Annotated in this window: 6 protein-coding genes; 5 read left to right on the forward strand and 1 reads right to left on the reverse strand. The window is 45.4% G+C overall.

What is annotated here, in order from left to right; translation table 11 throughout:
• The first annotated feature begins 229 nt into the window (after positions 1-229).
• The 5 genes from htpX (at position 230) to pheT (ending at position 6,484) form a co-directional block, all read left to right on the forward strand.
• On the forward strand, positions 230-1,078 hold the full coding sequence (htpX, locus tag HYR79_09505) for a zinc metalloprotease HtpX (protein MBI1821930.1): 849 nt from the start codon (positions 230-232) through the stop codon (positions 1,076-1,078).
• 73 nt (positions 1,079-1,151) lie between these two features.
• The gene (rsmB, locus tag HYR79_09510) at positions 1,152-2,510 is read left to right on the forward strand and encodes a 16S rRNA (cytosine(967)-C(5))-methyltransferase RsmB (GenBank protein ID MBI1821931.1); all 1,359 of its coding nucleotides are present in this window, start codon (positions 1,152-1,154) and stop codon (positions 2,508-2,510) included.
• Positions 2,507-3,157, forward strand: a complete 651-nt coding sequence (locus HYR79_09515; GenBank protein MBI1821932.1) for a ribulose-phosphate 3-epimerase — start codon at positions 2,507-2,509, stop codon at positions 3,155-3,157. Before rsmB ends, HYR79_09515 begins: the two co-directional genes overlap by 4 nt.
• 9 nt (positions 3,158-3,166) lie before the next feature.
• Positions 3,167-4,735 carry a phenylalanine--tRNA ligase subunit alpha gene (locus tag HYR79_09520; protein ID MBI1821933.1) on the forward strand — a complete coding sequence of 523 codons (1,569 nt, stop codon included), beginning with the start codon at positions 3,167-3,169 and terminating at the stop codon, positions 4,733-4,735.
• 3 nt (positions 4,736-4,738) lie between these two features.
• Positions 4,739-6,484, forward strand: a complete 1,746-nt coding sequence (pheT, locus tag HYR79_09525; protein MBI1821934.1) for a phenylalanine--tRNA ligase subunit beta — start codon at positions 4,739-4,741, stop codon at positions 6,482-6,484.
• Between the two features lie 188 nt (positions 6,485-6,672).
• Here pheT and HYR79_09530 read toward each other — a convergent pair whose 3' ends face one another.
• Complete coding sequence (locus HYR79_09530) at positions 6,673-6,873, reverse strand: cold-shock protein (protein MBI1821935.1); 201 nt, start codon at positions 6,871-6,873, stop codon at positions 6,673-6,675.
• Positions 6,874-7,216 lie beyond the last annotated feature (343 nt).

Consider the following 7,216-nt stretch of genomic DNA (forward strand, 5'->3'; position numbering starts at 1 on the left):
CCAAGAACAGAGTTAGAAAGCTGTCATTGCGAACAAAGTGAAGCAATCTCAAGACTTTACGATAAGATTGCCACGCACCCTTCGGTGCTCGCAATGACATGATTAATAAGTGGGTGCGAAGTCTATCGCTGTTCTTGGGATTGAATGTCCGGTAGTTTTTTGATTTTGAACGTGATACAATGAAGCTGGTTTGGTTCTAAAGTTTTTAACAAGAAAGAGGTGAACGAAGATGAATAATTTGAAAACAACTTTTTTATTGGTTTTTTTAACGCTTTTGCTGATTTTTGTCGGCGGCGCTATCGGAGGCCGGGGCGGAATGATGATTGCCTTTGTTATGGCGATGGGGATGAATTTAATTTCCTACTGGTTTAGCGATAAAATTGTCCTGGCGATGTATCGGGCCAAAGAGGTTTCTCAAAATGATGCCCCTGAACTCTATAATACGGTGAGCATGCTGGCTTCCCGGGCCGAAATTCCCATGCCGAGAATTTATATTATCGATAATCCGACACCCAATGCCTTTGCCACCGGAAGAAATCCTCAGCATGCCGCCGTTGCCGTCACCACGGGAATTTTAAATGTTTTAAACCGGGAGGAACTCGCCGGGGTCCTTGGCCATGAACTCGCCCATGTGGAACATCGGGATATTTTGATCAGCACAATCGCGGCGGCAATTGCGGGAGCCATTAGCATGATCGCGAACATGGCTCAATGGGGCCTGATCTTTGGCGGCGGACGCAATGATCGTGAAGGCAGCGGCGGACTGGTCGGTTCTTTGCTTATGATTATTGTGGCCCCTATTGCGGCAATGCTGGTTCAAATGGCGGTTTCCCGTTCGAGAGAGTTTGAGGCAGACAGAGGCGGGGCCATCATTTCCGGGAATCCAATGTCGTTGGCCAACGCACTTCGGAAGCTTGACCGGGCCTCTCATCAAATTCCGATGGATGCCAATCCAGCGACAGCCCATATGTTTATCGTAAATCCTTTAACCGGGGGGGCCTTTTTTAAACTTTTCTCCACCCATCCTCCCATGGAAGAAAGAATCGCGCGGCTTGAAAATATGGCCATCAGCCATTAATAGCGAGTTATAAATCGAAAGAAACCCCATGGAGACTCACGATCATCCAGTGGGGTTTTTTTGTGGAAAGTGCATGGTCAAGAAATCAAATTCCAACCCCCGCTTATCCGCACTTCATATCTTAAACGAGGTGGAAGAAAATGAGGTTTTTCTCGATCCTTTAATGGACAGAGAATATGAAAGACTTTCTCCTCTCGATAAATCCCTCTTGAAAGAGCTTGTTTACGGAACCCTGCAATGGCAGGGGTATATTGATTGGGTCATCGACCGCTATGCCGAGCGGAAAACCCATAAGATGGGGTCGGCGGTCAGAAACAGCCTTCGTCTGGGAACCTATCAACTTCTTTTCTTAAATAAAATTCCGGCTTTTGCGGCAATTTTTGAAAGCGTCGAACTGGTAAAAGAAAAAGAGGGGGTTCCTGTATCGGGATTTGTTAACGGTGTTCTCCGGGCGATTTTGCGGGATAAAGAGGCGAAAAAAATTCCTGCTCTTAAAGACGACTCTGCCCGGAACCTTGCCATTAAATATTCTCAACCGGAATGGCTGGTGAAAAGATGGTGCAGCCGATATGGGGTTGACGTAGCTGGAAGATGGTTTAAGAACAACACCTCGCCGCCTCCCTTTACCATCCGGGTCAACCGGGTGCTGATTGATCGCGACCGCCTCGTGAATATCTTATTTGACGAAGGGATTAATACCGAAAAGACTCCCTATTCCCCAATCGGATTAATGCTCGAAAAACCGGGAGATGTGACCCGGCTCCATTCTTACCAAAAGGGATTATTTTATATCCAGGACGAGGCGTCCCAGTTGGTTCCTTTCCTTCTCTCTCCACGTTCCGGAGAGCAAATTTTAGATGCTTGTGCGGCGCCCGGTGGAAAAGCGACCCAGTTGGCGGAGTTAATCGGAGATCGAGGGGAGGTTCTTGCCATTGACAAAAGCCCTGAGCGGATAAACCTGCTTCAGCGGAACCTGAAACGGTTGGGGTTGACCTCGGTTAAGCCGAGACAGCTCGATTTAACGAAAGATGTTAAAGAGTTTCAAAAAAGAGGTTTTAACAAAATCTTGCTCGACGCTCCTTGTTCGGGAATCGGGGTTTTAAGGCGCCATCCTGAAGGCAAATGGCAAAAAAAAGAAAATTTACTGGGTTCTTATTCTAAAATTCAGTCGAATCTCCTCAATGTGGTCTCAAAAGGCTTGAAAGCCGGTGGAATCCTAGTATATAGTACCTGTTCTACTGAACCTGAAGAAAATGAAAAGGTGATCGAAAAGTTTTTAACATCAAATCCCGGTTTTAAGGTAGAGAACCCGAGAGCCTCTCTCCCCGAATCCTGTTATCGTTTCATCGGAAAAGACAACTTTTTCCGCACCTATCCCGAGCCCCATAATATGGATGGTTTTTTTGCGGTCAGAATGGTTAAAAAGTCATGAAAAAAATCGCGCCATCGATCCTCTCGGCTGATTTTGGCCGTTTAAGCGAAGAAATTAAAAAGGTCGAAGGGGCAGGAGCCGATTTAATTCATGTCGATGTCATGGACGGGCATTTTGTTCCGAATTTAACCATTGGTCCTCCGGTTATTGAATTTATCAGAAAAGCCACCACCCTCCCGCTCGATGTGCATTTAATGATTGAAAACCCGGAACGTTATATTGACGATTTTGTTTCAGCCGGAAGCAATATTTTAACCGTTCACGTTGAAACCTGCCCGCATCTTCACCGCACCATTCAGCAAATTAAAGAAAAAGGGATTTTGGCCGGTGTGACGTTGAATCCCGCGACCCCGCTGGTTTCGGTTGAGGAAATTATCGGTTATGTCGACCTCCTTTTAATCATGTCGGTAAACCCAGGTTTTGGGGGACAAAGTTTTATTCCCTCGATTCTCGCCAAAATTAAGGCGGCGCGGAAGATGATCGACTCAAAAGGGGCCAAAGTGGAATTAGAAGTGGACGGCGGGCTGAAAGTTGACAATGTGAAACAAATATCAGAAGCCGGATGCGATATCTTTGTGGCCGGTTCCGCTATTTTCAAAAGCAAAGATTACCAAAAAACCATTTCCGCCATGCGTCAGTCCATTTAAGGCACAACTTTGAATACCTCTGAGATTCTCGATTCGCTCCATCCGCTTGAAAAACAGGTCCTCCACTATTTACAAGGAATCGGTTTGCCCTTATCTATAAAAACACTGCCCATAGAAAAATTGGTCGAGGCAAATATTATTGATTCCTCTCAAGTTGAAATGGTGTTGGGCTGGCTTCACACGAAACAGATCTGCGAAGTCCTGGAAACAGGAAGGGATCGGTTTATTTCATTAACGCCGTTAGGGGAGTCCTATGCCAAAAGCAAAATTCCTGAGATCAGGATTTTTAACCTGATTGAAAAATCCCCTACCACCATTAAAGAAGTTCAGACGAGCGCTGATTTTGAGCCCGATGAAAAAAGTTCAGCCATTGGAGCTTTAAAAGAATCCGGTTTAATCAAGATCGGCCAGGGAGGAATTCTTGAGGTCAAAAACAGAGAAGTTTTGGTCCAATTTAAAAAAATTCAAACCCTTTTAGAGAAACTTTTGGAGCAAGAGGGACGGGTTCCGTTTCAAAATCTTTCCGAAGTAGAAAAACTGATTGCCGAACAGTATTCGCACAAGAGGGGAAAATCCAAAGGGCTCATCCGAATGGATGAGGAAATAAAAAGAGAGATTAGCATCCCTCCGTCAGGGCGAGAAGTGGTTGATAAGCTTACCTATGAAGCCACAGAGTTGTTCTATTCTCAGCTGACTCCTGAAATGTTGAGAGACGGGAGCTGGCGAACTCAGGTTCCCCGAAAATATAACATCCATCTGAGGCCGTCCCGGATAACGATCGGAAAAAAACATCCCTACAGGCAATTTCTCGATCTGGTGAAATCAAAACTGGTAGGGATGGGCTTCATGGAAATGCGGGGGGAGCTGGTTGAAACCGAGTTCTGGAATAATGATGCCCTTTTTATGCCTCAATTTCACCCGGCCCGTGATATTCACGATGTTTACTTTATTAAAGACCCTCCTTATGCCAAAGCCATCGAACAACCGTTTTTAAAACAGGTTTCCGCCGTTCATCAAAACGGGTGGAAAACCGGATCAAGAGGATGGCATTACGCCTTTGATGAAGAAAGGGCCAAACGGTTGATCTTAAGGAGCCAGGGAACGGCTGTTTCAGCGCGGACGCTGGCCGGCAATCCCGAAATACCGGGGAAATATTTTTCTATCGCCCGTTGTTTTCGATATGATCAGGTCGACGCGACGCACGCGAGCGACTTCTTCCAGATTGAGGGAATTGTTTTAGGCGAGACGATTAACTTCAAAACCCTTTTGGGGCTTTTGCGCCTTTTTGCCAAAGAGCTGGCCAGGGCGGAAGAGATCAAATTCCTTCCGGCCTATTTCCCCTTTACCGAGCCCTCGGTCGAAGTCCATGTGAAACACCCTCAACTCGGCTGGATGGAGTTAGGTGGGGCGGGGCTCTTCCGTCTGGAGGTCACCCTTCCGTTAGGAATTAAGGTTCCGGTCATCGCATGGGGACTGGGCCTTGACCGGATGGCAATGATGGCCCTTGATATTCAGGATATCCGGGATCTTTTTTCAACCGACCTTGATCTGATTCGTTCAAAAAAAGTAGCGGGATAACGCATGCCGACCATTATCGTGAAAAAAAAAGATCTGGATGCCCTTGTCGGCAGGAAAATGTCCCCCGGCCAATTGGAGTCTTATCTTCCCTGGGTAAAGGGGGAATTTAAGGAATTTAATGAGAAAACAGATGAACTCAAGGTTGAACTTAATGATTCCAACCGTCCGGACCTCTGGTGTACTGAAGGGATCGCCCGCCAAATTAAACTCAAGCTTAAAGGAACATTACCTAAATATCCTTTTTACCGGCAGGTTCCGAAAAGGACGCCGCTTCAAATCGTTGTAGAAAAGGGGGTTCAAAACGTTCGGCCTTATATTGCCGCCTTCGGAGTTTCGAATTTTGCGATGACCGAGGAAGCGTTGGTTCAGTTTATCCAGACTCAGGAAAAACTGGCCGATGTTTTTGGACAAAAGCGAAAACTTCTCTCAATCGGGATTTATCACCTCGATCCGGTGGAATTTCCCCTGATTTATAAAGCGGTTTCGCCCGCCCAGGCCAGGTTTGTTCCATTGGGATTTGAGCGGGAAATGACCCTTCAAGAGATTTTAGAAAAACATCCCAAAGGGAAGGCTTACCGGAATGTGTTTAAAAGTGAAGAAAAGGTTCCTCTTTTCGTTGATCAGAAGGGGACGATTCTCTCCTTTCCCCCTATTATTAACAGCCGGGAAGTGGGTGAGGTTAAACCGGGTAAAAAGAACTTATTCGTCGAGGTGACCGGCACCGATTTACGGCTGGTCAACCTGGTTTTAAACATATTGGCGACGAATCTCTTTGACCGGGGCGCAACGATATTGCCGGTCACGGTAACCTTTCCATACGAGACGGCGTTCGGGAAAAAGATCACTTTTCCGTTGGAAATCCCGGCCCCTATGGATCTTTCGGTTAAAGAGGTGGAACGGATGCTTGGGGAGAACTTCAAGGAAGAAACCGTTAAGAAGGCTTTAATCTCTTACGGGCATGCCGTCAAAACGGCCGGGAAAAAAATAAAAGTCACTCCTCCTCCCTTTCGGGACGACCTGATTCATTCGGTCGATGTGATTGAAGATGTTGCCATCAGCCTCGGATATGATTCCTTTGTACCGGAAATGCCGAAAGATTTTACAAGAGGGGCGTTATCAAAAGAGGAAACCTTTTCAGATACCCTCCGGGAATATTTTATTGGTTTTGGTTTCCAGGAAATTATTTCAAATATTTTAAGTTCCAGGGAAGAACTCGTTAATAAGATGAATTTGACGGAAGCTCCCCTGGTGGAAATCGACAATGTCATGACCGCACAATACTCCGTGGTCAGAAACCAGATTCTTCCGTCGTTGTTAAGGGTTGAGGCGGCCAGCGGAAAGGCCTTTTACCCGCATCAAATTTTTGAAATCGGTGAGGTGGCTGTGAGAGATTTAAGTCAGAATCTTGGATCTAAAACGCGACTCCAGCTTTCCGCCTTAATCGCCCATCCCACCGCCTCCTTTTCTGAAATGCACTCTTACTGGGAAATGCTGGCTTATTACTTGTTCAAACGAGGGACAGAGTTTTATGCCCTAAACGCATCAGATCATCCGTCCTTTATTCCAGGAAGAAATGGCTGGATTATGATGAAAGGTGAGGAAGGTCCAGAAAAAGAATGGGGACCTCTAATCTCTGAACTTGGATATGTTGGCGAAATCTCCCCGGAAGTTCTTGACCGCTGGCAAATCGGTGTTCCCTGTGTCAGCCTCACCCTCGACGTCACCGCCCTCCTGACCCTTCTTTCTTAAAAAGTCTTAAAAGGGCTTTAAAATATTTCCCTGAAAACTCGGATTTGACAGACCTTTTAATGTCGCTTGAAATCCACTTCGCGGGGATGTGCAAAAAAAACAAATAAAAAAGCCGTTGTTCCTCTTTTGAGAAAAAACGGCTTTTTGCATGTGGTCTCTATAGTAAGATTATTTAATCTTAAATAAAATTAGATCTTCACAACAGAAGAAGCCTGGGGTCCTTTTGGTCCGCTTGTCACTTCAAATTGAACTGCTTCGCCTTCATTCAACGCTTTGTAACCATCTCCCTGAATCGCTGAAAAATGGACAAAAACATCTTCTCCGTTTTCCTGAGAAAGAAAACCATAACCTTTGCTGGCGTTAAACCACTTAACTGTACCGTTTGCCATAAAAACTTACCTCCTTTAATTTTTAATTCTGTTTTTAAAACGATCGTTTGAGTTTGAGAAAAAAAAGACCTCAGAAAAAATCATCTGAGGTCTTCTTCATTCATTGACTAAATTTATGAAAAATTTACGAAACTCAAAAACATCGAAAAAACAGATAACTGGGTTACTTATACCACGATTAATTGATCTGGTCAAGCTAAATATTCCACCCAAGACCAGCGATAGACTTCGCACCCACTTATTAATCATGTCATTGCGAGCACCGAAGGGTGCGTGGCAATCTTATCGTAAAGTCTTGAGATTGCTTCACTTTGTTCGCAATGACAGCTTTCTAACTCTGTTC

The organism is Nitrospirota bacterium, assembly GCA_016178585.1.
GTDB lineage: Bacteria > Nitrospirota > Nitrospiria > JACQBW01 > JACQBW01 > JACOTA01.

Excerpts from the sequence above, each read along its gene's own strand:
- pheT (MBI1821934.1), top strand. The coding sequence starts at position 4,739 with ATGCCGACCATTATCGTGAAAAAAAAAGATCTGGATGCCCTTGTCGGC.
- rsmB (MBI1821931.1), top strand. The coding sequence starts at position 1,152 with ATGGTCAAGAAATCAAATTCCAACCCCCGCTTATCCGCACTTCATATC.
- HYR79_09515 (MBI1821932.1), top strand. The coding sequence starts at position 2,507 with ATGAAAAAAATCGCGCCATCGATCCTCTCGGCTGATTTTGGCCGTTTA.
- htpX (MBI1821930.1), top strand. The coding sequence starts at position 230 with ATGAATAATTTGAAAACAACTTTTTTATTGGTTTTTTTAACGCTTTTG.
- HYR79_09530 (MBI1821935.1), bottom strand. The coding sequence starts at position 6,873 with ATGGCAAACGGTACAGTTAAGTGGTTTAACGCCAGCAAAGGTTATGGT.